The sequence below is a fragment of the Janthinobacterium sp. GW823-FHT03B06 genome, assembly GCF_058796955.1.
This window is the reverse complement of record NZ_JBXAJE010000009.1, coordinates 179,477-203,193: the sequence shown is the minus strand read 5'-3', so window position 1 is coordinate 203,193 and position 23,717 is coordinate 179,477. Positions and strand designations below refer to the sequence as shown.

Genomic DNA, 23,717 nt, shown 5'->3' with positions numbered 1-23,717 from the left:
CTGCCATGACCGAACTGAAAAATACCGAGCGCGAACTGCATTTTTTCCGCATGCGCCTGACCATCCTGGGCGCACTCGTCTTCGTCTGCTTTTCGCTGCTGCTGGCGCGCTTCATCTGGCTGCAGGTGATCAAGCACGAGGACTACGCGACCAAGGCTGAGGACAACCGCATCGCCGTGGTGCCCATCGTGCCCACGCGCGGCCTGATCCTCGACCGCAACGGCGTGGTATTGGCGCGCAATTACTCGGCCTACACGCTGGAAATCACGCCGTCGAAATTGAGCGCCAGCCTCGATTCGGTGATTGACGAGCTGTCGACCCTGGTGCAGATCGATATCAAGGACCGCCGCCGCTTCAAGAAGCTGCTGGAAGAATCGAAGAACTTCGTCAGCGTGCCGCTGCGCACGCGCCTGACGGACGAGGAAGTGGCGCGCTTCACGGCGCAGCGTTTCCGCTTCCCCGGCGTGGAAGTGCAGGCGCGCCTGTTCCGCCAGTATCCGATGGGCGAGGTGGCTTCGCACGTGGTGGGCTTCATCGGCCGCATCAACCGCAATGAAGCCAAGGCGCTGGAAGAGGGCGAGGACGCGGCCAACTACAACGGCACCGACCATATCGGCAAGGAAGGCCTGGAAAAAAGCTACGAAAAGCAGCTGCATGGCACCACCGGCTACGAAGAAGTGGAAGTGTCGGCCGGCGGGCGCGCCATGCGCACCCTGTCGCGCACGGCGGCCACCCCCGGCAACAACCTGATCCTGTCGATCGACATCGAACTGCAGAAGGTGGTAGAGGAAGCGTTCGGCGAATGGCGCGGCGCGGCCGTGGCCATCGACCCGGCCACGGGCGACATCCTGGCCTACGTCTCCAAGCCAGGCTATGACCCCAACCTGTTCGTCGACGGCATCGACCAGCAAAGCTGGAACGAACTCAATACCTCGCTGGACCGGCCGATGGTCAACCGTCCCCTGTCCGGTACCTACGCGCCCGGTTCGACCTTCAAGCCCTTCATGGCGCTGGCCGCGCTGGAACTGGGCAAGCGCACGCCGAGCCAGTCGATTTCCGATCCCGGCTTCTTCATCCTCGGCGGCCACACCTTCCGCGACGACAAGGTGGGCGGCCATGGCACGGTGGACATGCACAAGTCCATCGTCGTCTCGTGCAACACCTATTACTATCAGCTGGGCCGTGACATGGGCATCGACGCCATCCACGACTTCATGAAGCCGTTCGGTTTCGGCCAGCTGACCGGCATCGACCTGAATAATGAAAAGACGGGCGTGCTGCCGTCGACGGAGTGGAAGCGCAACCGCTTCAAGACGCCGCAGCAGAAAAAATGGGTGGGCGGCGACACGATTTCGGTGAGTAACGGCTCCGGCTACAACTCCTACACGCCGCTGCAGATCGCCCACGCGACGGCCAACCTGGCCAATAACGGCGTGGTGATGAAGCCGCATCTGGTGAAGATCATCGAAGACGCGAGCACGCGTGCGCGCACCCTGACGGTACCGAAGGAAAGCTACCGCATCGCGCTCAAGCAGGAAAACATCGACATCATCAAGCGCGCCATGGTGGGCGTGACCAGCGAGCAGGGCGGCACGGCCGCGCGCATCTTCACCGGCGTGCAGTACACGGTGGGCGGCAAGACGGGCACGGCGCAGGTGGTAGGCATCAAGAAAAACGAGAAGTACAATGCCAAGCTCCTGGCCGAGCGCCTGCGCGACAACGCCCTGTTTACGGCCTTCGCGCCGGCCGACAAGCCGCGCATCGCGATCGCCATCGTGGTGGAAAACGCGGGCTTCGGCGCCGGCGTGGCCGCGCCGATCGCGCGCAAGGCGCTCGACTACTACCTGCTGGGCAAGCGCCCGAGCGACAAGGAAAAGGACACCACCAAGGTGCCCAAGGAAGATGTCGACGAAGTGCGTACCCTGGAAGAAATCACCGACGAGCAGGCCGCCCCGGCGCCGCCTGCCAGGCAATAAGGAAGCACATGCCCATTAACGAGAGGCGCTCGCTGTGGCGGCGCGCCAAACCCTACCTGGCGGTGTTCGATCCGCCGCTGATGATCATCATCCTGATGCTGCTGTGCACCAGCCTGCTGACCCTGTATTCGGCCAGCATCGGCATCCCCGGCAAGATCGAGGACCATCTGCGCAACATCATGCTGTGCTTTTTCGTCATGTGGGTGGCGGCCAACGTCACGCCGCAGATGATGATGCGCATCGCCGTGCCGGCGTACACGGTATCGGTGATCTTGCTGGTGGCCGTGGCGCTGTTCGGCACCATCAAGCTCGGTGCGCGGCGCTGGCTGCATATCGGCGTGATCGACATCCAGCCGTCCGAATTCCTGAAGATCGCCACGCCGCTGATGCTGGCCTGGTTCTTCCAGCATAATGCGGGCGCCCTGCGCTGGAAATCGTTCCTGATGGCGGCCGTGCTGCTGCTGGTGCCCGTCTACCTGATCGCGCGCCAGCCCGACCTGGGCACGGCGCTGCTGGTGGTGGCGGCCGGCTTTACCGTCATCTTCCTGGCCGGCCTGTCGTGGAAGGTGCTGGCCGGCTTGCTGATCACCTTTGTTTCCTGCCTGCCGATCGCCTGGTCGCACCTGCATGATTACCAGCGCGACCGCGTGATGATGCTGATCGACCCGACCAAGGACCCGCTGGGCAAGGGCTTCCATATCATCCAGTCCATCATCGCCATCGGTTCCGGCGGCATGACGGGCAAGGGCTGGACGCACGGCACGCAGGCTCACCTGGAATTCGTTCCGGAGCGCACCACCGACTTCATCTTCGCCGTGTATTCGGAGGAGTTCGGCCTGGTCGGTAATCTGATTCTGATGCTGATGTATTTACTGCTGGTGGGACGGGGCATGATGATCGCCGCCAACGCCCCCAGTTTTTTCACTCGCCTGCTGGCAGGAGCGATAACTATGATTTTCTTTACGTATGCGTTTGTCAACATGGGCATGGTCAGCGGCATCGTGCCGGTGGTCGGCGTTCCCCTTCCATTCCTCAGCTATGGCGGCACCGCGCTGCTGACCCTGGGCGTGGCCACCGGCATCCTGATGAGCATTCAGCGCCACCGCAAGCTGGTGCAGACCTGATGCGGGCGCCTATCGATACCTTCGCCATGCGCGGGCTGAGCCTTGTCGCCTTGCTGACCCTGGCCGCCTGCGGCACCGCGCCGCACAAGCCCGCATCGAACAACGTGCCGCTGCCGTCGGGCGGCAAGGTCAAGGTGCCCGTGCGCCAGGATCCCACCTTGCCGGTCTTGCCGGCGGCCGGCTCCGGGCGCGGCGGCTACTACAAGGATGACGGTCCGGGCGACAATCCGCCTGCCAACCTGCGCGACGTGCCCGATGCGGAAGTGCGCAACGAGCCGTATTCGACGCGCTCGAACCGCCCGTATGTCGTCTTCGGCAAGACGTACACGCCGATCACCGACAACGAGCCGTTCAAGCAGAAGGGCACGGGCACCTGGTATGGCAAGAAATTCCATGGCCAGCGCACCTCGTCGGGCGAAATCTACGATATGTACAAGATGACGGCGGCCCATCCGACCTTGCCGATTCCATCGTATGCGCGCGTGACGAGCATCGACAGCGGCGAGCAGGTGATCGTGCGCATCAATGACCGCGGCCCGTTCCACGCCACGCGCGTGATCGACGTGTCCTACACGGCGGCGCTGAAACTGGGCTTCCTCGGCAAGGGCAGCCACCAGGTGGTCGTCGAACGCCTGCTGCCGGCCGATATCGATGCCATCCTGGCGGCCCGCGCGGCGCCCAAGCCGGTGCCGTCGGTGGTGGCCATTTCCATCGATACGCCGGCCGACAGCGAACCGGAAATGCGCGCCGTGGTGCAGCCTGAAATCACCGCGCTGTCAGCGGTCGATGCCACCGTGGCCGCGCCCGCGCCAGCGGCGCTGGCCACCGGCTTCTACCTGCAGCTGGGCGCCTATTCGCGTGCGGACAATGCGGAAGCGGGCCGCGCGCAACTGGCGCCGTATGCGCAAACGCTGGGCAATCTTGATGTGGTGCCGGCCGGCCCGTTGTTCCGCCTGTACGGCGGACCGTTCACGAGCCGCACCGATGCGGCGCGCGCGGCGGCCAGCCTGCCGGCGTCGGCGGGTGTCAAACCGATCGTCATTGAGAGATGAGCGTAGGTCGGATTAGCGTGCAAGCGCGTAATCCGACACCATGGTTGGCGTCGCTGGCGTTGTCGGATTACGCGCAAGCGCTAATCCGACCTACCTGGCTGAAGCACAGTGAGCATCGCAGGTTGCCTATGCCGGACGCGCAGTAGGTTTGGTCCGGCGCTTATTTACAGGAGCGCAGTTCCTGCTCGTCGAACTGCTTCGTGATCTCGGCCAGCCGCGCGCGCGTGGCGGCGTCGAGGTCGCGGAACTGGTAGGCAAATTGCTTGCTGGCGCTGTAGCGCGGCGCGACGCGGGCGCTGTGCACGCCCTGTTTGTTGAGCGATGCCAGCTGACTTTGCGCGCTCGTTTCCGACTTGAATACGCCCAGTGAAATGCCCCAGCGCAGTGGGCTGTTTTCGTTCATGATGAAGTAATTCGTCACGCCCAGCTGCTTCAATTCGCCGGCCTTGCGGTCGGCGCCTTCCTTGCTGCCCTGCGGCGGGATGTACACCATGTAGCTGGAAATGTCCTGGCCGGCGACATTGCGGCGCGACTGGCGGTCGCCCAGGCTCAGCGCGGCCACTTGCGCTTCGAAGCGGCGGCCATCGGCCAGCAGGAAATTGCCCACCTCCGTGCACGCATACGATGGCGGCGGCGCCGTGGTTTCTGCGGCGACCGGCGCAGGCGCTGTGGCCACGGCCGGTGCGGTCGCCTGCTCCTGGGTCAGCAAGGTGAGCTTGCCCGCCTGCAGCTGGTTTTTCAGGCGCGCCGGCTCGCGCGTCTCGCTGCGAAAACTGCCCAGATAACCCTGGCCGATGGCCAGCACCAGCAGGTTGACGCCGGCCAGCAGCCAGAAGACGAATTTCAGCATACGTGGTTTCCTTGTGTTCCTGCGGCCCCGGCGCGCGCGGCCGCCTGCAGGCCGATCATAACGATATTGTCGACCAGGTGCAGCGGCACCGCCAGCGCCAGGGCTGGTGCGATGCGCGGTGCGGCGCCGCCCGACAACAGGCAGGCGCTGGCGCCGTGCATGCGCACGGCCCGTTCGATGGCGCCCGCCTGCGCCGCCAGGCAGCCGGAGAGGATGGCGTCGTCCGTGTTGTCGGCAAAGCCGGCGGGCAGCATGGCATCGCTGGCGATGTGTGGCAGCTGCGCCGTATTGCGCGCCAGCGAACTGGCCATCAGTCCCAGTCCCGGCAAGATCATCCCGCCGAGGAAAACGCCGTCGGCCGTGATGGCGTCGATGGTGGTGGCGGTGCCGCAATTGGCGACGATGACGGCCTGGCCAGGCGCCAGCGCGTGCGCGCCGATGGCGGCGGCAAAGCGGTCGCAGCCCAGTTGCGACGGCGCGCGGTAGCCGTTCGTCAGTCCGGCCAGCTGCGGCAGCGAGACAAAGTCACGCGGCACGACCGGCAACATGGCGCGCAGGCGCGTGCCGATGACGGCGCCCGCCACGTTCGACAGCAGCGCTTTGCTGATGGCCAGTGGTGCCCAGTGCGCCGCCAGGGTGTCGATCTGCGCATGCGCGACGGCGCCGCTGGCCAGCCAGCCGCCGGCGGCACTGTCGGCGGCCACGAGCGCCCATTTGATGCGCGTATTGCCGGCGTCGATCAGCAGCAGCATGCGCTCACTCCCCGGCCAGGCGCAAGGACACGTCGCCCGACATGACTTCCTGCAGGCCGCCGTCGGTGCGCAGCAGCAAACGGCCCAGCTGATCGACGCCGGCCGCCACGCCTTGCTGCAGCAGCTGGCCGTTGTCGAGGATTTTCACGTGCTGGCCCTGCCAGGCGTGCAGCAGGTTCCAGCGTTCCGCAAACGGCGCAAAGCCGGTGTCGTCGAATTCGGCCAGCACGCCGGCCAGGCGGCTCAGCAGCGCCGCCACCAGGGTGTTGCGCTCCATCTGCGCCAGCCAGGGCACGGCCGAGACGCTGCGCCCGATCTGCCGTTCCAGCGCATCGGGCATCAAGAGATTGATGCCGCAGCCGATGACGGCCCACACGCCGCCGCTATCGTCGCCCTGTGCCTGTTGCGTTTCGACGAGGATGCCGGCCAGTTTGTGGCCATCCTTGAGCAGGTCGTTCGGCCATTTCAGTTGCACCGGCACGCCCAGCGCCGTCATGCTTTCGGCCAGCGCCACGCCGACGGCCAGCGGCAGGCCGACCAGCTGGTGCAGCGGCCCCTTGAAGCGCCAGGCCAGCGAGAACATCAGGCTGGCGTCCGCCTGCGACACCCACGGCCGTCCGGCGCGCCCCCGTCCGGCCGTCTGCTGGCCGGCGATGCGCAGGGTGGGGCCGGCCAGGCTGGCGCAGCGCGCCAGCAGGTCGGCGTTGGTCGATCCCGTTTCATCGACCACTTCGATGGCAACGTGCGAGGCGCCGGTGGCGCAATGGGCGGCGATGGCCGCGCTGTTCAAGTCTGAGTGCTTCGTCATGTTGGTCAGTTCAGTTGCGCGCCTTGTGCGGCGCATTCGCGAAGGCGCGGTCGTAGACGGCATTGGGCAGCGCGCGCAGCAGCTTGGCGACGACGCCCATCTGCCACGGGATCACGCGGTAGCTGTCGCCGTCGGCGATGGCGCGCGCGGCGCGCACGGCGAATTTTTCGGCCGGCATCAGGAAGGGCATGCGGTAGGCGTTGTGGCGCGTCATCGGCGTGTCGATGTAGCCGGGCGTGATGGTGACGACCTTGATGCCCGCCGGTTTCAATTCCAGGCGCAGCGATTCGCAGTAGCTGATGACGGCCGCCTTCGAGGCACTGTAAGCTTCGGCGCCGGGCAGGCCGCGGATGCCGGCCACGCTGCCGATGCCCACCAGGCGTCCGCGGCCCTGGTTCTTCATGGCGGCGATAAAAGGCGCGAAGGTGGCGACGGTGGCCGTGACGTTGATGGCGATGAGGCGCGCGAAGGCGTCGAGGTCTTCCGCGTGTTCGCTCAGGGTGCCGTAGGACACGCCGGCGCTGGCGATGACGACGTCGATGCCGCCGGCGTGGGCGATGAAGTCCTGTGCTGCGCCTTTCAGGGCGGCGTGGTCGCACACGTCGACGGCGTAGGCGCGGTGGCGTTCAGGGTGGGGCAGGGAAGCGATCAGTTGCTGCAGCGCGTCGCCGCGGCGGGCCAGCAAGCCCAGTTGGGCGCCCTGGCGCGCGTACTGCAGCGCCAGGGCGGCACCCAGTCCGCTCGACGCGCCCGTGATGAAAACGCGATGCATCAGGCGATGCCCGGGCGCGCCAGGGAAGTGGCCATGCTTATTTCTTTTCCGCTTTGGCTTTCGCGACCAGCACGTCCATCACGGTGAGCGCCTGGCCGTTCAGCTGCTCTTCGTTCTTGGCCGACTTGCTGCCCTGATCGGCTTGCGAAGGCGAGGTGATGTAGCGGCCGTCGATGGCGATCATGGGCCAGAACGTCACGTTATAGCCCTGCATCATGGCGTCCGCGCGGCGCACGCGGGCCGAGACGCCCATCGAACGGTAGGTGTCGATGAATTTCTGGCGGTCCACGCCCTGCTTGGCGACGAAGTCGAAGACGGCGTCGTCGGTGTTCAGGCGGTTGCGTTCCACGTGCATGGCGTGGAAGACGCCGGTGTGCAGCTTGTCGACCAGGCCCATGGCTTGTAGGGTGAAGAACAGCCGCTGCTGCGGCGCCACGCTCTCGTCGCGCGACACGTGCACGCGCTTGAAGACGATATTGTCGCCCTGTTTCTTGACCCACGCCGCCAGCTGCGGTTCGAGCACGTTGCAGTGCGGGCAGTAATAGGCGAAGAATTCCGTCACTTCGATTTTCTTGCCCGACTCCGTCGCCTGCGGCGCGGGCAGGGTTTCGTACTCGACGCCGTTCTTCGGCTCGGCCGGCGAGGCGGACGCGCCCAGGGCGATGGTGCAGAGGGCGGCGGCGAACAGGATTTTCTTCAGAAAACGCATGCTGGTTCCTTATTTTTGGTTGCGGACGACGGCGACATCGATGCCGTTTTCAGACAGTTTGGTGCGCGCGCGGTTCATCGCTTCGAGCTGGTTGAACGGCCCGATGCGTACCCGGTGCAGCACGCCGGCGTCGGTGCTGCGGTCGCTGATGGCCGCTTCGAAACCGAGCAGCGCCAGTTTGCCGCGCGTGCTTTCGGCGTCCGACATGTCATGGAAGGCGCCGGCCTGCAGATAATAAATCCATTTGTCGCTGGCTGCATCGGCCTTGGTTTCCTTCACGTCTGCCTTGGCTTGCGGTGCTGGCGCCGCTGGTGCGGCCGCCGGCGTTTTCGGCGCCGGCTTGTCCTTCAAGGTACCGATCAATTCCTGCAGCGCGTCCGGCGGCGGTGCCTTCGGCTGCTGCGCGGGTGCGGGCGCCGGCGCCGGTGCGGCTGGCTGCGTCGGCGTGACGATCTCGCGCGGCTCCTTGGAGAAGTCGCGCGCCGCTTCCTTGGCCGCTTCCTTGTTGCCGTACATCGGCTTGTTCGGGTCGGCGATCTGGCCGGCCGTCGGTTCGGCCGACTTGCCGGCCTTGCCCGATTTGTCGGTGAAGGGCGAGGCGCCCTTGGTGATCACCAGGGCGACCACCACGGCGATGCCCAGGCCGATGACCAGGCCGATGATGATGCCGACCAGGGTATTGCCCTGCTGGCGCCGGGTCGAAGAGAAGCGGGAAGCATGATTCATTGACGGTTTGACCTTCGCGATTACATTTTGTTTGGCGCGGACACGCCGATCAGTGCCAGGCCGTTGCGCAGCACCTGGCGCGCGGCGACGACGAGGGCCAGGCGGGCCATCTTGACGGCGTCGTCCTCGACCAGCACTTTTTCGGCGAAGTAGAAGCTGTGCAGGTTGGCGGCCAGCTCGCGCAGGTAGAAGGCGACCTGGTGCGGTCCCAGTTCGGCTTGTGCGCGCGCCAGCATTTCCGGGTAGGCGGCCAGAGTCGCCAGCAGGGTCGCTTCGGTCGGCGCCGTCAGCGGGGACAAGTCCACGCCGGCAACCGTGCTTTCATCGCCGCCCCAGTTTTCCAGGATGCGGCAGATGCGCGCATGCGCGTACTGCACGTAATAGACGGGGTTTTCATCGGTGGTTTTCAGGGCCACGTCGACGTCGAAGACGAATTCCGTGTCGGCCTTGCGCGAGATCAGGAAGAAGCGCACGGCGTCGCGGCCTTTGGCGATGTCGCCGCCGCCCGACCATTCGATCAGGTCGCGCACGGTCACGTAGGAGCCGGCGCGTTTCGAAATCTTGACTTCTTCGCCGTCCTTCATGACGGTGACCATCTTGTGCAGCACGTAGTCGGGGTAGCCTTGCGGGATGCCCATGTCGACGGCCTGCAGGCCGGCGCGCACGCGCGCGATGGTGCCGTGGTGGTCGCTGCCCTGGATATTGATGGCCTGCACGAAGCCTCGCTGCCATTTCACCAGGTGATACGCGACGTCGGGCACGAAATACGTGTAGGTGCCGTCCGTCTTGCGCATGACCCTGTCCTTGTCATCGCCGAAGTCGGTCGTGCGCAGCCACAGCGCGCCATCCTGCTCGTAGGTGTGGCCCGCCTTGATCAAGGTTTCCACCGCGCTGTTGACCTTGCCGTCCGCGTACAGCGACGATTCCAGGTAGTAATTGTCGAACTTCACGCCAAACGCCTGCAAGTCGATGTCCTGCTCGTTGCGCAGGTAGGTGACGGCGAACGGGCGGATCGAATCGATGTCTTCCACATTGCCGTTGGCCGTCGCTGGCAAGCCGTCGCTGGCCGCAACCGTCTTGCCGGCCTTGAAGTCGCTGGCGATGTCGGCGATGTAGTCGCCGTTGTAGGCGGACTCGGGCCATTCGGCGTCGCCGGGCTTGAAGCCGCGCGCGCGCGCCTGCACGGAGTTGGCCAGGGTCTGGATCTGCACGCCCGCGTCGTTGTAATAGAACTCGCGCGTCACCTGGTAGCCTTGCGCGTCGAACAGCGAGGACAGGGCGTCGCCCAGGGCCGCCTGGCGGCCATGGCCCACGTGCAGCGGACCGGTCGGGTTGGCCGAGACGAATTCCAGGATGACTTGCTTGCCGGCGCCTGCCGTGCTGCGGCCATAGCGATCGCTTTCGCCCAGGATGGTCTTGATGACGGCCTGCTTGGCGGCGGCGGAGACGCGCACGTTGATGAAGCCGGGACCGGCGATTTCCACTGCTTCGACCAGGCCCTTGCCGGCCGGGTTGGCCAGCACGGCCGTCACGATGGTTTGCGCCAGTTCGCGCGGGTTCTGTTTCAGCTGCTTGGCCAGTTGCATGGCGATATTGCAGGCGACGTCGCCATGCGATGCATCGCGTGGTCGCTCGAGCACCACGGTAGGCTCAAGCGAAGTGCCGGCCAGGACGGGAGCGAGGGCGGCCTGGAACAGGGCGATGATTTCTTGTTTCTGTTGGGCGAGCATGAGCAGGATGGCGGTGGAACCGCGTTAAGAATGAATAGAATGAATCGAAAAGCAAAACGGACGGCCATGACATCGCCGCCCAGACTGCGTTAATTATACTGGTTTGCTGCCGGGAACAATACGCTAGCCGGCAGTGTCCCCGTGCTGGCGCGTTTCACGATATTATCAGGACAGCATGCCCATGTTGGTGCGCGAAAACATCAGCATGGCGCATTCTGCTTGTATATATGCAGTTTTTTGCCGCAATTTACATGTATCGCTGCAATCGCTTGGGTCAGAGGACGCCACAAACGCTACAATCGACCCTTTATTGATGACGCGCGGCCGCGACTTTGCCTCCATGCAGCCCGCCGCGCGCAGCCACACCGGATAACTATGAACAAGCGCCCCACGCTGAAATTGAAAACCAAGCCGGCGCCAGGCCAGGCGCCTGCCGCACCGAAATTGCGTCCCAGCTACCATCCCGACCTGAAACCGGTCTTGCAGCCAGGCTTCCAACCCGATTTGCGCGCCGACTCGCTGGCGTTTTGCCTGCTGGGCGCGGCCAATGCCGTGGCGCAAGTGCGCACGGGCACGGCCCTGCCGCAGGCGCTGGCCAAGGTGTTTGCGCAATCGAACGCCAGCCCGCAGGCGCGCGGCGCCATCCAGGATATTTCCTACCGCACCATGCGTCAGCTGGGCCGCAGCGAAACGCTGGTCGGACTGATGACGTCGAAGGCGCCGGAGCCGCCGATGCTCGCAGCCCTGCTGTGCTGCGCGCTGTCCTTGATGTCGGCCGAGCCGGGCGAGCAGCCGTACGAAGAATTCACGGTGGTCGACCAGGCTGTCACGGTGGCCACCTCGCACCCTGACCTGGCGCACGCCAAGGGCATGGTCAACGCCGTCTTGCGCCGCTTCTTGCGCGAGCGCAAGTCCTTGCTGGAAGCGGCCTTGCAGCAACCTTTGGCGCAATGGAATTATCCGCAGTGGTGGATCGATTCGCTGCGCCTGGCTTACCCGCGCGACTGGCAAGCCATTTTGACGGCCGGCAATGCCGTGCCGCCATTGACCTTGCGCGTGAACCGCCGCAAGAGCACGGTCGAAGCCTACCTGGCCGTGTTGCAGGAAGCGGGTATCGCCGCGCGCCAGGTGGGACCGTTCGCCGTGCGACTGGACAAGCCGATCGGCGTGGCGCTGATCCCCGGCTTCGAGCAAGGTGTCGTCTCCGTGCAGGATGCTGGCGCGCAACTGGCCGCGCCGCTGCTGGATTTGCAGGACGGCATGCGCGTGCTCGATGCCTGTGCGGCGCCGGGCGGCAAGACGTGCCATATCCTGGAACTGGCCGACGTGCACGTGACGGCCATCGATGCGGACGCCAAGCGCCTGCCGCGCATCGCGGAAAACCTCGAGCGCCTGGGCCTGGACGCGACCTTGAAGGCGCAGGACGCGCAATCGAGCGCATGGTGGGACGGCCAGCAGTACGACCGCATCCTGGCCGATGTGCCGTGCACGGCCTCGGGCATCGTGCGCCGCCATCCCGATATCCGCTGGTTGCGCCGCAAGGGCGACGCGTTCCAACTTGCAACACTTTCATCCAAAATTCTGGACAACCTGTGGCAGATGCTGCGCCCCGATGGTAAATTGCTGTTCGTGACATGTTCGTTGTGGCCGCAAGAGTCCGAGGCACAGGCGGCGGCATTTGCGGTGCGCAATAATGCGACCCGATTGACAGCGCCTGGCCAGCTGTTGCCGACTGGCAGCGCGGAGCAGGACCACGACGGTTTGTTCTATGCGCTATTCCAAAAAAATGCGGCTTGAGCGATTCGTCGAACCTTTTCTCACGGACACTACCGGCACACTTGTGACAACACGACTCTTCCGACTCCTGGCCCTGCTGCTGATGCTGGCATGTACCATGCCACGCGCGCATGCCGCCGATATGGTCGAGATCACCCGTGCCTACATCGAGGCCAGCGAAGAGGGCTACAAGCTGGCCGCCACGTATTCCTTCGAGCTCAATCATGACCTCGACGATGCCGTGCAGCATGGCGTGCCGCTGTATTTCACGACGGAAATCGAACTGACCCGGCCCCGCTGGTACTGGTTCGATGAAAAAGCCATCGTGGCGCGCCAGACCAGCAAGCTGTCGTACAACGTGCTCACACGCCAGTACCATGTGTCGGGCGGCGGCTTGCAGCAAAGCTTTCCCACGCTCGACGATGCGCTGTTCCTGATCCGCCGTCCCAGCCGCTGGCTGGTGGCGCGGCGCGGCGAGCTGAAAGTGGGGCAGACGTATAACGTCACCTTGCGCATGGGCATGGACCGCGATTACCTGCCCAAGCCGATACAGGTCAATGCCTTCAATAACAGCGACTGGCGCCTGGCTTCGAATAAAAAAACCTTCTTGTATACGGCGGAGTAGTGAGTCAAGCATTGCGCTATCTGCTGGTGGTGGGCGGCGGCATAGTCAGTATCCTGCTGTTCCTGCTGGCATCGGCTTCCGATAATTCCGGCTTTTTCGACCGTTACTACACCTGGCTGCTGGGCCTGAACGCGGCCGTGGCCGTGTCCCTGCTGGCGCTGGTGGGCATTTCCCTGGGGCGCCTGTACGCGCGCTACAAGAGCGGCAAGTTCGGCTCCAAGCTGATGACGCGCCTGGTGATGCTGTTCGCCGCCGTCGGCATCCTGCCGGGCCTGGTGATTTTCCTTGTCTCTGTGCAATTTGTCTCCCACTCGATCGAATCCTGGTTCAACGTCAAGATCGAAGCGGCGCTGGAATCGGGGATTGAGCTGGGCCGTGCCGGCCTCGATGCGGCCCTGGTCGAGCTCGATCACCGGGGCCACAAGGCCGTCGAAGAAATGGGCGCCGACCCGGTGGCCGGCCCGGCCGTGCTGACCAGCCTCCTGCGCGAAGAGGGCATGCAAAATGCCATGCTCGTCAGCGGCGACGGCGTGCTGCTGGCCAGCGCCGGGCCGCACAGCGCGGCCGACTTGCCGACGCCGGCCATGCTGGTGCAGGCAGCCTTGCCGGCCGGCTATGCCTCCGCGGAAGGGGGACTGGAATTGCACGACGACGGCACGGAGTCGGGCGGCGGCGGTTTCCGCTCGGGCTTGCCGGCGTCGCTGGAAACGGCGGCCAGCCTGCGCCTGCGCGTGCTGGTGGCCGTGCCGGGACCGTCCGTCTCGCCCCGCTACCTGCAACTGCTGCAATCGGTGCCGCCCAAGCTGGCGACGAATGGCGAGGTGCTGCGCGCCGCCTACAGCGAATACAAGGAACGTTTCGTCGCGCGCGTGGGACTGCGCAAGATGTACATGGAAATCCTCACCTTGACCTTGCTGCTGGCTATCTTTGGCGCCATCGGCAGTGCTTTCCTGATCGCGGGCAACCTGGCCCAGCCCCTGCTGCTGCTGGCCGAGGGCACGCGCGCCGTGGCCGAGGGCGACCTGTCGCCGCGCCCCATCGTCGCCACCAAGGATGAATTGGGTACCTTGACGCAATCGTTCAACATCATGACGCGCCAGCTGCTCGATGCGCGCACGGCCGTGGAAAGCAACCGCGCCGCGCTGCAAAACGCCAAGGCCCACCTGGAATCGGTACTGGCGAATATGTCGGCCGGCGTGATGGTGCTCGATGGCGACTTTAAACTGGTGACCTGCAATGAATCGGTCGAGCGCATCCTCCAGCATTCCGGGATGAGCATGGTGGGCCAGCCGCTGGCGCAGATTGCTGGAATGGAAGAATTTGGCGGCGCCATCATCAGCGCCTTCACGGCGCAAAGCGCGCAATCGGCGTCGGGCCGCAACCAGCAGCGCCTGCATTGGCAGCGCCAGATCGAGATTCCGCGCCGTCTGGGCAGCAGTGCCGACGAGCATGACATCACCTTGCTGGCGCGCGGCTCGCGCTTGCCGCTGGAGTCCGGCAGCGGCTACATCGTCGTGTTCGATGATATTTCCGACGTCATTTCCGCGCAGCGCTCGATCGCCTGGGGCGAGGTGGCGCGCCGCCTGGCGCATGAAATCAAGAATCCGCTCACGCCGATCCAGCTGTCGGCCGAGCGCCTGCAGATGAAGCTCGAAGGCAAGCTGGAGCAACCCGATGCAGACCTGCTCAGCCGCGCCACCACCACCATCGTCAAGCAGGTCGATGCGATGAAGCGCATGGTCGACGACTTCCGCGACTATGCGCGCACGCCGCCGGCCGTGCTCGTGCCCCTGCGCCTGAACGAGCTGATCGAAGAGATACTGAACCTGTATCTGCGCGGCGACGATGGCGACATCATCCACCCGCTGCTGGCGCCGAATCTGCCGATGGTGATGGGCGATCCGACCCAGTTGCGCCAGGTGATCCATAACCTGCTGCAGAACGCGCAGGACGCCATGGCCGACCTGCCGCCGGATTCGCCGCATCCGCGGATTGACGTAAGGACGGAAGCAATTCATTATCGCAGTGCGGACGGCGGCGTGAATATCGCCGTGCGGCTGGCCATCACCGACAACGGTCCCGGTTTTGCGCCAAAAATCCTGGCGCGCGCCTTCGAGCCGTATGTGACCTCGAAAGCCCGCGGCACGGGATTGGGCCTGGCGATGGTCAAGAAAATTATCGATGAACACGGCGGACGCATCGATATCGAGAACCGGGTCGACGGCAATGGCGCTTCGGTGGTCATTTTGCTGTTAAAGTTAGCTCCCGACACTCCTGCCCAGGAATTCCTGGCGTGAGGGTCTGGTTTAGTATTTAAAACACTAATAAAATCATAGTTGTCCGCCGTGTACATCTTGTGCGCGACGGCCGGCGAAATGAGGAAGGCAAGACACGAATGGCAAACATACTCGTAGTGGATGATGAAATGGGTATCCGTGAGTTGCTCTCGGAAATTCTGGGCGACGAAGGACATGCTATCCAGCTGGCCGAAAATGCGCAGCAGGCGCGCGAAGCGCGTGCCGCCGGTGCGCCGGATCTGGTATTGCTGGATATCTGGATGCCCGACACCGATGGCGTCACCTTGCTCAAGGAGTGGCAGCGCGATGGCTTGCTGACCATGCCGGTGATCATGATGTCGGGCCACGCCACCATCGATACGGCGGTCGAGGCGACGCGCATCGGCGCCATGAATTTCCTGGAAAAACCGATTGCCTTGCAAAAACTGCTGAAAGCGGTCCAGCAAGGCTTGACGCGGGCACAGGAAACCGTGCGCGCGCCGAGCGTGGCGCCGCGTCCTGCGGCACCCGTGGTGACCGAGGAAAGCAGCCATCCCGTGCCCAGCTTTGGCGGCAGCGCGCCGCAACAGCTGATGGTGCGCCCAGGCATCGCCGTACCGGCGGTGGCCGAAGGCCATGGCTACAACCTGTCGTTCGACTTGCCGCTGCGCGAGGCGCGCGATGCGTTCGAGCGCATGTATTTCGAACACCACCTGGGCCGCGAAGGCGGCAGCATGACCCGCGTGGCAGAAAAAACGGGCCTCGAACGCACCCATTTGTACCGCAAACTGAAACAGCTGGGCGTCGAACCGGGCAAGCTGGCCAAGAAAGGCCTGTGACGTCAGCCGTACGGCGTCCGACGCCGCTGACCCTGGTCAGCGGTGCTTGCGCGGCCGGGCGCGAGGCGGCCATCGCGCAAGCCTTGCAGCCTGACCAGCCGGCCGCCGTGATCCTCGAGGGTCTCGCTGACGGCAACGCCATCCTGGCCGACCTGGCCGAACAAATTTCCCCTTCTCCATCGTTTCCACTGCAACTGTTGCGTATTGCGCCCGGCTGCCTGTGCTGCAGCGGCAATCTCGTATTGCGTGTAACATTAAATCGTCTGCTGCGCCGTCCACCCGCGCGCCTGTTCATCAGCCTGGCCGACGCCTCGCATATCGAACAGCTGCGCACCTGGCTGACGGCCAGTCCCTACGATGTCCTGCTGGCGCTGGAACCGGACCTGCTTGTTTCCTGAACGCGGCTTTCTGACGGTATTACCGCAGTCGCAGTTTGCATCTCGTTACAACTCTGTAGCCCGCAGGGTGGCCCGGCCGCTTGAAATGGCGGCGTGGGGACCCCACCTCTGTCCTGAAACCGCAAGAGTTTCTCTTGCTTGAGCGAAGGATGCAAAATGAACCTGATCTATAACAGCGAACAATACAGCGTCGTGGAATTCGGCGTCGATGGCGACCTGGAAGCCCTGCGCTTCGGCGGCTATGAAATCGTCGACAAGGGCGGCAAACGCGAGACTTTCATCGCGGGAGTCCTCGCGCAAAACTTCCGCCGCGACGTCACGGAATTGATCGCCAGCGAACCGAGCATGGAAGAGATCGATGAATTTTTGGGCAGCTATGATTCTCTCATGAGCCAGCCGGTCCTGTTGCACTGATTCTGGCTGTCTGATGGCCATCGCCACCATACCAATCCGCAAGGCGGCGTGGTATGGTGGGCATGTTATCCCGCTGCAAACAGACCATGTGCCAACTTCTCGGAATGAATTGCAATGTCCCCACGGATATTGTCTTTAGTTTTACCGGCTTCGCCATGCGCGGCGGCCATACCGATACCCACCATGACGGCTGGGGCATCGCCTTTTTCGAGGGCGCCGGCGTGCGCCATTTCGTCGACCACCAGGCAGCCATCGCCTCGCCCGTGGCCGAACTGATCAAGCGCTACCCCATCAAGTCGCGCAATGTCATCGCGCACATCCGCAAGGCCACGCAAGGCCAGGTGGCGCTGGAAAACTGCCACCCGTTCGTGCGCGAACTGTGGGGCCGCTACTGGGTCTTTGCCCACAATGGCAATTTGAAGGAGTTCAACCCCGTGCTGACGGGCAGTTACCGCCCCGTCGGCTGCACGGACAGCGAACTGGCTTTCTGCTATCTGCTGCAGGAGCTGCACGCGCGCTTCGGCGACGCCCCGCCGGCCTTGCCGCAACTGCATGCCGCGCTGGCGGAGCTGTTGCCCGGCATCGCTGCCCACGGCACGTTCAACATGATGCTGTCGAGCGGCGAGGCGCTGTTTGCCCATTGCTCGACCAGCTTGCACTATCTGGTGCGACAACATCCGTTTCCAACTGCTAAACTCTCCGATGAAGACCTGAGCGTGGACTTTTCCCAGGTGACGACGCCCCAGGACAGAGTGGCCGTGATCGTTACCCAGCCGCTGACGACGAATGAACAATGGACGGCGTTTGCGCCCGGCGAATTGAAATTATTTGTCGATGGGATGGTGCAAGACACGCCAGTGGCCTGATTTTTGACGACAATAGCCTTGATTACTGCCAAAATACCCACAGCGCGGGCGAAATTCAGCTAAAGTATTGTCAATAGTGAACCTTGATGCGGGCGCCGCGCGGCCGGTGTCACTCGACGTGATTGATGAAGAGTTAATGATCGATATTTCCAGCAACGACATCACCCCGAAACCCTTGCGCGTGCGCGAGTTCTATCTGGGGCGACAACCTATCCTCGACCGCAACCAGGCCCTGTTCGGCTATGAGTTGCTATTCCGCAACGCTCCGGTCGGTCCCGCCAACATTACCAGCGACCTGTCCGCCACGGCCTCCGTGATCGCCCACGCTTCCCAGCTGGGCATGGAAAAAGTCATCGGCGACGCGCTCGGTTTCGTCAACGTCGACGCCGACGTGATCATGAGCGACATCTTCGTTTTCCTGCCGCGCGAAAAAGTCGTGCTGGAAATCGTCGAATCGATGCCCGTCACGCCGGAAGTGCGCGCGCGCATCAGCGAACTGGTGGGCCACGGCTTTACTTTCGCGCTGGAAAACGTCGTCTCCGATACGGCGCAAGTGCAGGAACTGTTGCCGTTGGTGCAATACGTCAAGATGGACATGAGCACGGTCGACCCGAAAGTGCTGGCAGCGCTGGCGCCCCGTTTCAAGCAGGAAAACAAGAAACTGGTGGCGGAGAAGGTCGAGACGCGCGAAGAATTCAAGTCGGGCCTGGACCTGGGCTTCGATTATTTCCAGGGTTATTATTTTGCCAAGCCCGCCATCATGACGGGCAAGAAGCTGTCGCCATCGCAACTGGCCGTCATGGAACTGATGACACTGGTGACCTCCGATGCCGACAACATGGACATCGAGCGCGCCATCAAGCGTGACGTGTCGCTGGCCCTGAACCTGTTGCGCCTGGTCAATACGCCGGCCGTGGGTGCGCGCCAGCGCATCGATTCGCTGAGCCAGGCCGTGACCGTGCTGGGCCGCCGCCAGCTGCAGCGCTGGCTGCAAATCATGCTGTACGCGGAGCCAAGCAAGCGTGGCCATAGCATGACGCCGCTGCTGATGCTGGCGACCACGCGCGGCCGTTTGCTCGAATTGCTCGCGCATAAACTGCGCCCGAACCATGCCCATTCGGCCGATATCGCCTTTACGGTCGGCATCATGTCGCTGATGGATACCCTGTTCGGCGTGCCGATGTCGGAAATCCTCAGCCAGATCGAAGTGATCGACGAAGTGGCCGAAGCGCTGCTGTCGCGCGAAGGCTTCTACGGCGACCTGCTGCGCCTGGCCGAATGCATCGAACGCATCGAAGACATGGAAGGCGAGATCGTGCCGACCTTGCGCGACCTGGCCATGTCGCCGGACGACCTGGTGGAACTGGAAATGGCGGCCTACGAATGGAGCGATAACGTAGTGCGTTATGCGCTGTAGGTTGGATTAGGTAGGGCCGCCGAGGCCCAAAGGGCCGTAATCCGACACAACATTGTTGGCACTGACCGGTGTTGTCGGATTACGCGCAAGCGCTAATCCGACCTACCCGCTGTAACGTCCCGGATTTCCACTTTTAAAAAACCCTGCACGGCATGCCGTGGCAGGGTTTTTTTACGCCGGTAGCTGCGCTACGCTGCCGCGCCGGGCCAGTGCTTGTGCAGTTCGGGGTCGGTGCGCAGCTCCCACAGGGCCAGCACGGCGACGGCGATACCGACGATCAGCTCGTTCCACATGACGACGCGCTGATCTGCCAGCCGCAGCACCCACGGCGAGGCGGCGACCCAGACGCCCACCAGCAGGTTGACGACGACGGCCCAGAAATAGGTCTTGTACAGATCGAAGGCGGCCAGCACGGCGATGACCAGGCCCGAGACAAAGGCGTTGATCATCTGCGGCGAGCCTTCGTGATAGGAAAAGGCCCAGGGCGAGACGAGCAGCCACAGGCCCAGCAACAGGATCACTTGGTCCTGCCAGCGTTTCAGTTTGAAGTTGGTTGCCATATTACCTCCTTGCCAGTTGGGGAACGGGCCGGAGCGGGCATGCAGCATGCCGGCCGGCATACTGCGTTAGTGCGCTGCGGCGCGCGAAAAGTTCCGCGCGCCGCAGCGCAAAGCGATGGTGCTTACGACAAGTTGGGCGCCAGCCAGCGTTCCACGTCTTCGATGCTGGCGCCACGGCGCTTGGCGATGTCTTCCACCTGGTCCATGCCGATCTTGCCGACGACGAAGTATTTCGACTCCGGGTGGGCAAAATAGAAGCCGGAGACGGCCGCGCCTGGGAACATGGCATACGATTCCGTCAGCTGCATGCCGATTTCCTCGGCCTGCATGACCTCGAACATCTCTTTCTTGACCGTGTGCTCGGGGCAGGCCGGGTAGCCGGGCGCCGGGCGGATGCCCACGTATTTCTCGGCGATCATGTCGTCGTTGCCCAAGTGTTCATCGGGCACGTAGCCCCACAAATCCTTGCGCACGCGTTCGTGCAGGTACTCGGCAAACGCCTCGGCCAGGCGGTCCGCCAGGGATTTGAGCATGATGGACGAGTAATCGTCGTGCGCATCCTCGAAGCGCTTTTCATACTTTTCGATGCCCAGGCCGGACGTGACGGCAAACATGCCGATGTAATCCTTCACGCCAGACGCCTTTGGCGCAATGAAGTCGGCCAGGCACTGGTTCGGACGCTGCACGCCGTCGACCACGGGTTTGACGCCTTGCTGGCGCATGCCGTAATACGTGAACGCCACCGTACTGCGCGTATCATCGGTGTACACCTCGATATCGTCGTCATTGACGCTGTTTGCCGGCAGCAAGGACACGACGCCGTTGGCCGTCAGCCAGCGTCCGTCGATGAGTTTTTTCAGCAAGGCCTGGCCTTCTGCGTACACCTTGGTGGCCGCGTCGCCCACCACTTCATCCGTCAAGATGGCGGGGAAGGGACCGGCCAGGTCCCAGGTCTGGAAGAATGGGCCCCAGTCGATGTAGTTGGCCAGCGTGGCCAGATCCACGTTCTTGAACACGCGGCGGCCGATGAATTTCGGCTTTACGGGCGTGCAGGCGCCGTCGAACGGCACGACCATCTTGTTCGCGCGCGCCTGCGCCAGCGGTAATATGGGCAGGGCCTTCTTGTTGGCGTGCTGCTCGCGGATGCGCGCGTAGTCGAGTTCGATGTCTTCCACGTATTTGTCGCGCTGTTCCGGCGTCAGCAGCGATTGCGCTACGGAAACGGAGCGCGAAGCGTCCGGCACGTAGATCACGGGGCCTTCGTAGTTGTGCGCGATTTTCACGGCCGTGTGGGCGCGGCTGGTGGTGGCGCCGCCGATCAGCAGGGGAATCTTCAGCATGCGGAAGTGTTCGTCGCGCTGCATTTCCTTGGCGACATACGCCATTTCTTCCAGCGACGGCGTGATCAGGCCCGAGAGACCAATGATGTCGGCGTTTTCCACCTTGGCGCGGGCCAGGATTTCCGAGCACGGCACCATCACGCCCATGTTGACCACTTCGAAGTTATTGCATTGCAAGACTACCGTGACGATATTCTTGCCGATGTCATGCACGTCGCCTTTCACGGTCGCCATGATGATCTTGCCCTTCGGCTTGGCGACGATGCCCGTGCGTTTTTCTTCCAGCAGCTTTTCTTCCTCGATAAACGGGATCAAATGGGCCACGGCCTGTTTCATCACGCGTGCCGATTTCACCACTTGCGGCAGGAACATCTTGCCTTGGCCAAACAGGTCGCCGACCACGTCCATGCCGGCCATCAGCGGTCCCTCGATCACGTGGATGGGGCGCCCGCCATTGTGCAGCAGTTCCTGGCGCGCCTCTTCCGTGTCTTCCACGATGAATTGCGTGATGCCATGCACGAGCGCGTGCGACAGGCGTTCCTGTACCGTTCCCTCGCGCCAGGCCAGGGTTTGCGCTTCGGCCTTGCCGCCCGCCTTCAGGGTACCGGCAAATTCGATCATGCGCTCGGTCGAGTCTTCGCGGCGGTTCAGCACCACGTCTTCCACGCGCTCGCGCAATTCCGGGTCCAGGTTGTCGTACACGCCCACCATGCCGGCGTTGACGATGCCCATGGTCATGCCGGCCTTGATGGCGTGGTACAGGAAGACGGTATGGATGGCTTCGCGGGCGGGATCGTTGCCGCGGAAACTGAACGACACGTTCGACACGCCGCCCGAGATCTTCGCGTACGGCAGGTTTTCCTTGATCCAGCGCGTGGCGTTGATGAAATCGACGGCGTAGTTGTTGTGCTCTTCGATGCCGGTGGCGACGGCAAAGATGTTCGGGTCGAAAATGATGTCTTCCGGCGGGAAGTCCAGCGCATCGATCAGCAGGTGGTAGGCGCGGGCGCAAATCTCGATCTTGCGCTCGAAGGTGTCGGCTTGCCCTTTTTCATCGAAAGCCATGACGATGACGGCGGCGCCGTAGCGGCGGCACAGTTTCGCCTGGCGCAGGAATTCCTCTTCGCCTTCCTTCATGGAAATGGAATTGACGATGGCCTTGCCCTGTACGCATTTGAGGCCCGCTTCGATGACCGACCATTTCGACGAGTCGACCATGATGGGCACGCGCGAAATATCGGGTTCCGAGGCGATCAGGTTCAGGAAACGCGTCATGGCGGCCAGCGAATCGAGCATCGCCTCGTCCATGTTGATGTCGATCACTTGCGCGCCGTTTTCCACCTGCTGGCGCGCCACGGACAAGGCTTCGTCGTATTGCTCGTTGAGAATCATGCGCGCGAACGCCTTGGAACCCGTGACGTTGGTGCGCTCGCCCACGTTGACGAACAGCGACTCGTCATTGACGACGAACGGTTCCAGGCCCGCCAGGCGCAAGTCGTGCGACGGGGCCGGCACGGTGCGCGGTGTATTTTTCGACAGCAACTCGCCGATGGCGGCGATGTGCTCGGGCGTGGTGCCGCAGCAGCCGCCCGCCATGTTCAAAAAGCCCGCGTCGGCAAATTCCCGCAGCAGGGCGGATGTGTCGGCTGGCAACTCGTCGAAGCCTGTGTCGCTCATGGGATTGGGCAAGCCCGCGTTCGGGTAGATGCAAACAAACGTGTCGGCGATCTTGGCCAGTTCTTCCGCATACGGGCGCATCAGGGCGGCGCCCAGCGCGCAGTTCAGGCCGATGGTCAGCGGTTTCGCGTGGCGCACGGAATTCCAGAAGGCGGGTACGGTCTGGCCCGACAAAATGCGGCCCGAGGCGTCCGTGACGGTGCCCGAAATCATCAAGGGCAGGCGCACGACGGTCGGATTCTGTTCGTAGAACAGGTCGATGGCGAACAGGGCCGCCTTGCAGTTCAAGGTATCGAAAATGGTTTCCACCAGCAGCACGTCGGCGCCCCCTTCCACCAGGCCCTGCGTCTGCTGCAGGTAGGCGGCCACCAGCTGGTCGAAACTGACGTTGCGCGCGGCCGGGTCGTTGACGTCGGGCGAGATCGATGCCGTCTTTGGCGTCGGTCCCAGGGCGCCCGCGACGAAGCGCGGCTTGTCCGGGGTGGAATATTTATCGCAGGCGGCACGCGCCAGTTTCGCCGCCTGGACGTTCATTTCATAGGCCAGGTGGGCCATGTGGTAATCGTCTTGCGCGATCGTCGTGGCGCCGAAGGTATTCGTTTCGATCAGGTCGGCGCCCGCCGCCAGGTAGCGCTCGTGGATTTCCTGGATGATGTGCGGCTGCGTGAGGGTCAGCAGCTCATTGTTGCCCTTGACGAACAGTTCGCGCGCGCCGCTGTCGGCCGGCGCGGCGAAATCGATGAAGCGGCCGGCGGGACCGCCACGGTACGCTTCTTCGTCGAGCTTGTACTGCTGGATGATCGTGCCCATGGCGCCGTCGAGGATCATGATCCGCTGCGCCAGGATGGCGCGCAAGGTGGCTTCGGTCGGGGACATGGCGGGGATCACGGTATCGTTCATTTCATGCTTTCAATAGGCAAACGGGCGGCGGCGCGGCGACAAGACAGTACGAGGCGGTTGCGGGCCAGCAGGATCAGCTGACGGAGTGTGCCCGCCGGGTAGGGCAGGCAGAAGGTGGCAATCGCCTGAA

Annotated in this window: 20 protein-coding genes; 11 read left to right on the top strand and 9 right to left on the bottom strand. The window is 63.5% G+C overall.

All coding sequences use genetic code 11. The features are described 5' to 3' along the window. The first annotated feature begins 5 nt into the window (after window positions 1–5). Genes mrdA through AC1RBA_RS24840 form a run of 3 tightly spaced genes read left to right on the top strand, consistent with a single transcriptional unit; the run spans window position 6 to window position 4,152 of the window. Window positions 6–1,976, top strand: a complete 1,971-nt coding sequence (mrdA, locus tag AC1RBA_RS24850; protein WP_230506391.1) for a penicillin-binding protein 2 — start codon at window positions 6–8, stop codon at window positions 1,974–1,976. Between the two features lie 8 nt (window positions 1,977–1,984). Then, a complete protein-coding gene (gene rodA, locus AC1RBA_RS24845; protein WP_070222781.1) occupies window positions 1,985–3,100 on the top strand; it encodes a rod shape-determining protein RodA in 1,116 nt (371 codons plus the stop codon). Then, window positions 3,100–4,152: a septal ring lytic transglycosylase RlpA family protein gene (locus tag AC1RBA_RS24840; protein WP_492420064.1), complete on the top strand. Its 1,053-nt coding sequence runs from the start codon at window positions 3,100–3,102 to the stop codon at window positions 4,150–4,152. The genes rodA and AC1RBA_RS24840 overlap by 1 nt, the downstream gene beginning before the upstream one ends. A 160-nt stretch (window positions 4,153–4,312) precedes the next feature. On the opposite strand, the gene AC1RBA_RS24835 is transcribed toward AC1RBA_RS24840, so the two are convergent. From AC1RBA_RS24835 to argS, 7 genes are read right to left on the bottom strand one after another with little or no spacing between them, the layout of a single operon-like run. Next, a complete protein-coding gene (locus AC1RBA_RS24835) occupies window positions 4,313–5,002 on the bottom strand; it encodes an SPOR domain-containing protein (protein WP_492420063.1) in 690 nt (229 codons plus the stop codon). Continuing rightward, window positions 4,996–5,754, bottom strand: coding sequence for a type III pantothenate kinase (locus AC1RBA_RS24830; RefSeq protein WP_492420062.1), 759 nt, complete (start codon window positions 5,752–5,754; stop codon window positions 4,996–4,998). The genes AC1RBA_RS24835 and AC1RBA_RS24830 overlap by 7 nt, the downstream gene beginning before the upstream one ends. A 4-nt stretch (window positions 5,755–5,758) precedes the next feature. Next, on the bottom strand, window positions 5,759–6,562 hold the full coding sequence (locus AC1RBA_RS24825; protein WP_070222772.1) for a biotin--[acetyl-CoA-carboxylase] ligase: 804 nt from the start codon (window positions 6,560–6,562) through the stop codon (window positions 5,759–5,761). A gap of 10 nt (window positions 6,563–6,572) precedes the next feature. Continuing rightward, window positions 6,573–7,334 (bottom strand): SDR family oxidoreductase, encoded by a 762-nt coding sequence (locus tag AC1RBA_RS24820; RefSeq protein ID WP_492420061.1) that lies wholly within the window; start codon window positions 7,332–7,334, stop codon window positions 6,573–6,575. Between the two features lie 37 nt (window positions 7,335–7,371). Beyond that, window positions 7,372–8,043 carry a thiol:disulfide interchange protein DsbA/DsbL gene (locus AC1RBA_RS24815; RefSeq protein WP_492420060.1) on the bottom strand — a complete coding sequence of 224 codons (672 nt, stop codon included), beginning with the start codon at window positions 8,041–8,043 and terminating at the stop codon, window positions 7,372–7,374. Window positions 8,044–8,052: 9 nt separating this feature from the next. After that, on the bottom strand, window positions 8,053–8,769 hold the full coding sequence (locus AC1RBA_RS24810) for an SPOR domain-containing protein (protein WP_492420059.1): 717 nt from the start codon (window positions 8,767–8,769) through the stop codon (window positions 8,053–8,055). 20 nt (window positions 8,770–8,789) lie between these two features. After that, a complete protein-coding gene (gene argS / locus AC1RBA_RS24805; RefSeq protein ID WP_070311051.1) occupies window positions 8,790–10,499 on the bottom strand; it encodes an arginine--tRNA ligase in 1,710 nt (569 codons plus the stop codon). Between the two features lie 375 nt (window positions 10,500–10,874). Here argS and rsmB point away from each other — a divergent pair, with 375 nt between their 5' ends. From rsmB to AC1RBA_RS24765, 8 genes are all read left to right on the top strand, one after another. Then, window positions 10,875–12,296: a 16S rRNA (cytosine(967)-C(5))-methyltransferase RsmB gene (gene rsmB, locus AC1RBA_RS24800; RefSeq protein WP_070289970.1), complete on the top strand. Its 1,422-nt coding sequence runs from the start codon at window positions 10,875–10,877 to the stop codon at window positions 12,294–12,296. Window positions 12,297–12,393: 97 nt separating this feature from the next. Then, window positions 12,394–12,900, top strand: a complete 507-nt coding sequence (locus AC1RBA_RS24795; RefSeq protein WP_226939765.1) for a DUF4390 domain-containing protein — start codon at window positions 12,394–12,396, stop codon at window positions 12,898–12,900. Continuing rightward, entirely contained in the window at window positions 12,900–15,197 is a 2,298-nt protein-coding gene (locus AC1RBA_RS24790) for a sensor histidine kinase (RefSeq protein WP_070222758.1), read from the top strand. Before AC1RBA_RS24795 ends, AC1RBA_RS24790 begins: the two co-directional genes overlap by 1 nt. Before the next feature lie 98 nt (window positions 15,198–15,295). Next, window positions 15,296–16,015, top strand: a complete 720-nt coding sequence (locus AC1RBA_RS24785) for a response regulator (RefSeq protein ID WP_070222756.1) — start codon at window positions 15,296–15,298, stop codon at window positions 16,013–16,015. After that, entirely contained in the window at window positions 16,012–16,413 is a 402-nt protein-coding gene (locus AC1RBA_RS24780) for a GTPase (RefSeq protein ID WP_492420058.1), read from the top strand. Before AC1RBA_RS24785 ends, AC1RBA_RS24780 begins: the two co-directional genes overlap by 4 nt. Before the next feature lie 156 nt (window positions 16,414–16,569). Continuing rightward, window positions 16,570–16,827 (top strand): BTH_I0359 family protein, encoded by a 258-nt coding sequence (locus AC1RBA_RS24775; protein WP_070222752.1) that lies wholly within the window; start codon window positions 16,570–16,572, stop codon window positions 16,825–16,827. An 86-nt stretch (window positions 16,828–16,913) separates the two neighbouring features. Further along, a complete protein-coding gene (locus tag AC1RBA_RS24770) occupies window positions 16,914–17,693 on the top strand; it encodes a class II glutamine amidotransferase (RefSeq protein WP_492420057.1) in 780 nt (259 codons plus the stop codon). A 136-nt stretch (window positions 17,694–17,829) separates the two neighbouring features. Beyond that, window positions 17,830–19,110, top strand: a complete 1,281-nt coding sequence (locus AC1RBA_RS24765; protein WP_035824533.1) for an EAL and HDOD domain-containing protein — start codon at window positions 17,830–17,832, stop codon at window positions 19,108–19,110. A gap of 188 nt (window positions 19,111–19,298) precedes the next feature. Here AC1RBA_RS24765 and AC1RBA_RS24760 read toward each other — a convergent pair whose 3' ends face one another. Continuing rightward, window positions 19,299–19,670 carry an SPW repeat protein gene (locus AC1RBA_RS24760; RefSeq protein ID WP_492420056.1) on the bottom strand — a complete coding sequence of 124 codons (372 nt, stop codon included), beginning with the start codon at window positions 19,668–19,670 and terminating at the stop codon, window positions 19,299–19,301. A 122-nt stretch (window positions 19,671–19,792) separates the two neighbouring features. Next, entirely contained in the window at window positions 19,793–23,587 is a 3,795-nt protein-coding gene (gene metH, locus AC1RBA_RS24755; protein WP_492420055.1) for a methionine synthase, read from the bottom strand. Between the last annotated feature and the right edge of the window lie 130 nt (window positions 23,588–23,717).